This is a genomic window from Moorena sp. SIO3B2, assembly GCF_010692525.1.
GTDB lineage: Bacteria > Cyanobacteriota > Cyanobacteriia > Cyanobacteriales > Coleofasciculaceae > Moorena > Moorena producens.
In genome coordinates this window covers 1-3,184 of the sequence record NZ_JAAHHE010000555.1, presented here as the reverse complement: position 1 = coordinate 3,184, position 3,184 = coordinate 1, and the positions used below count along the sequence as shown (strand labels likewise).

Genomic DNA, 3,184 nt, shown 5'->3' with positions numbered 1-3,184 from the left:
CTTAACAAGGGGGACTTTCACTCTTTTTCAAGGGGGACTTTCACTCCAGTTCCCCCCTTTTTCAAGGGGGGCTAGGGGGGATCCCCCTAAATCCCCCTTAACAAGGGGGACTTTCACTCTTTTTCAAGGGGGACTTTCACTCCAGTTCCCCCCTTAACAAGGGGGATCCCCCTTAACAAGGGGGGCTAGGGGGGATCCCCCTAAATCCCCCTTAACAAGGGGGACTTTCACTCTTTTTCAAGGGGGACTTTAACTCCAGTTCCCCCCTTAACAAGGGGGACTTTAACTCCAGTTCCCCCCTTTTTCAAGGGGGGCTAGGGGGGATCTGATCTGTAGCCTCATTAAAGGAAATTGGTATCATGAACCTGCATAATTAGGATTTTGCCAATCTTGCCGCAATTTAAATACTAAATCTCGATAGGGAATTGTATTGTCTTGCTGCAGTTCACTCACAGGATAAGGTTCCGATTTAAAGTGATGTAAGGCAGCCAGCCAATCCAGAAACTCACTGGTTCCCGGAGGTTTAAACAGACTTTTATCCTCTCGTATCTTTAAAAATTTAGCGATCGCAGTCTTCACTAAATCGGATTTAGGCATTGCCATGGTCTGTGGTTTCTGTTTCTGTTGATAGTGAACTTTGACAATTTTCTCTAACTCTTCCGGTTGATTAGGGAAACGCACATAGTGATATAAACAGCGGCGTAAGAAGGGAGAGGGGAGACTACCTTTTTCTTTGTTACTGGTAATAATTATAATTGGTAGTTGCTCTTGATTCGCCTCTATCGTTTCTCCGGTTTCCCGAATCAAAAATTTCCAAGGTTTATCCAATATCGACAGTAAATCATTGGGAAAATCCACATCAGCCTTGTCAATTTCATCAATAAGCAACACTGCGGGATAGTCGTGGGATTGAAAGGCTTTTCCCAGGGGACCTAGTTCACGGTAATCGTTTGGTTGTTTAGGATTTCTTGGTTGTCCAGTTTTCGGATTAATAGACGGGGTTAAGTTTTGGGTTTGGACATCATGCAACCGCAAAATCGCATCGTATTCATATAATCCCTCTTGGACTTTGGTGGTTGAGCGAATATCCCAGCGATAAAAGGGCAACCCTAATTCATAAGCAACTGCCACTGCTAATCGGGTTTTACCACATCCCGATTCTCCTTCAATTAACAGGGGTCTTTGCAGAAAAATTGCCAAATTCACAGCTTCAATTAATTCGCTGTCGGCAATATAGGGTTCTAATTCTGTGGGAGAATCTGGATGACATGTTTTAGGTCGATGTTTTGGATTGCTATGGAAGATGTATTTAGGAGGATTCATAGGCTATTCCTTGACTAATTTAGATAAATATTGTTCTAACTTTGAGCAAACTGTACTAGGAATACCGCGATTAGATAATTTATAAATTTTCTTGGCTATTTCTTTGCTTTTTAATTTACGTAATCCATAGACTTGTTGCAACCAATCATCAATATCACTTTCTTGCCATTTACTCAAAGACAATTTGATTATTTTTAAACTATCAAAATCGTTGTAACTACAACAATAACTAAGCTTTTGATAAGATTTAGTAAGAGTTGAACTTAGAGAACAAAACAATAAAAAATTTACCCAACAATAATCTTTAGAAATTTCTTCGTGATGTTTTTGCTTCAAAAGATTCCAAAAAGAATCAATAAACCAAGATAAAAGTCTATCATCATTTTCTGTAATAGAATCCCAGTTGCTAAAATCCAAAAAAACAACACTTCCTCCCTGTACACTGTCACCGATCTTTTTAATAATGTTCTGGATGTATTGTTGGTCATTGGGATGAGCTTCAATTGGCTTAAAATAATCCGCGATCGCATTTAGCAAACTTCGCTCATCAGAAATATCAGGTCTTAACAAGGGATCTATGGGACAATACTTAAGTTTACCATAACTTTTACGACTAAGATTGTATTTAATTTCTGCAACACATAAATCTCCTCGCATTGAGGAGGTATCTTGCAGTAAAAATAAAGCCAAACCTCCTTGTTTACCCAAACAATTTTCAATAATAAAATTGACTATTTTTTTTTGTTTATGGAAGTTAATCTTAGATAAGTTTTGAGCAATAGTAGGTTTTGGATTGGGACTAACGGAGGAATCGCTCTTAGTTTTTAATAAATTGAGTTCATTCTCGACTTTGTCAAGCTTCTTAAAGTATTCTTCAGATTGCCTTTGTAAATCACTATACTTAGCTAAATCTGACATAGAGTAACTCATTTGGTTACTGATTTCTTCAATATGTTCATTAATTAATCGTTTTTGTTCTTCTAGAAAGGCTTGTCTACGAATTTGAGTATCCCTTGTCATCTTTCGATTCACATCATCATCTAAAAACCAGAAAGTTCTCGTTTAATTTTTTCGATCTTATCGAAATAAATATTCGCTCGTTTTTCCAAATCTAGATAATTAGCTAAATTGGACTCAAAACCCATTTGCTTGCTCACCTCTTCGACTCTTTCCTCCCACTCTCTCTTTTGTTTTTCAAGAAACCTTATCCTAAATGGTGACAAACGTGGCTTAACTCGCTTTTCTATTTCCTTAGTTCGGATAACAATTGACTCCAACTGTGACCAAGCTTTGACTAAAATTTGTGCAGGAATCATAAAGGCGACTTTTGCCGTTTGTCGCTTGGTATCTGCAGCAACTACCATCCCCACCACTCCCTGCAATTTTTCATCCCAAACCGGAGAACCACTAAATCCTGGTTCAATCCTGTATCCAGTTACCTTAGGATCTTCCAGTTGAATCCATTGTTTAGCATTTTGCTCCGACAATACCCCAGTTGCCCAACCCCCATTAGGAACTCCTGCCGGACAACCAAATACTTGAAATGGATTATTTGCAAGATTTTCTGATAACAGCAGGCGAGTCGCGTTAGCAGAAGCAGGAAGGTGATCAAGTTTCAAAACTGCAATATCTTCTATGGCTTCCTCAGAATCTTCTAAAGGAGATTCAGGATGCCAGCAAACCACCCTGGCCGAAAATTTAGTCCCATTAAGTAAAGGAAAATCAACGTTTATTTCTCCTTCAGGTGAGCTCTGTGTCCTGCTATCAATTAACAATGCCTCTGCCACGACATGAGCACAGGTTAACGCATAGTGTTCGGATACCAGAAAGCCAATACCAACTACTTGGTCTTGATAAAAGA

General features: G+C 39.0%; 3 protein-coding genes. All 3 read right to left on the bottom strand.

Going from position 1 to position 3,184, the window contains the following annotated elements:
- Positions 1-357: 357 nt before the first annotated feature.
- Complete coding sequence (locus F6K38_RS37860; protein WP_008189868.1) at positions 358-1,323, bottom strand: AAA family ATPase; 966 nt, start codon at positions 1,321-1,323, stop codon at positions 358-360.
- A gap of 3 nt (positions 1,324-1,326) precedes the next feature.
- Positions 1,327-2,343 carry a hypothetical protein gene (locus F6K38_RS37855; protein WP_008189861.1) on the bottom strand — a complete coding sequence of 339 codons (1,017 nt, stop codon included), beginning with the start codon at positions 2,341-2,343 and terminating at the stop codon, positions 1,327-1,329.
- Positions 2,344-2,363: 20 nt separating this feature from the next.
- Positions 2,364-3,184: trypsin-like peptidase domain-containing protein (locus F6K38_RS37850; RefSeq protein WP_287360119.1), on the bottom strand; the 821-nt coding region annotated here is incomplete at its 5' end.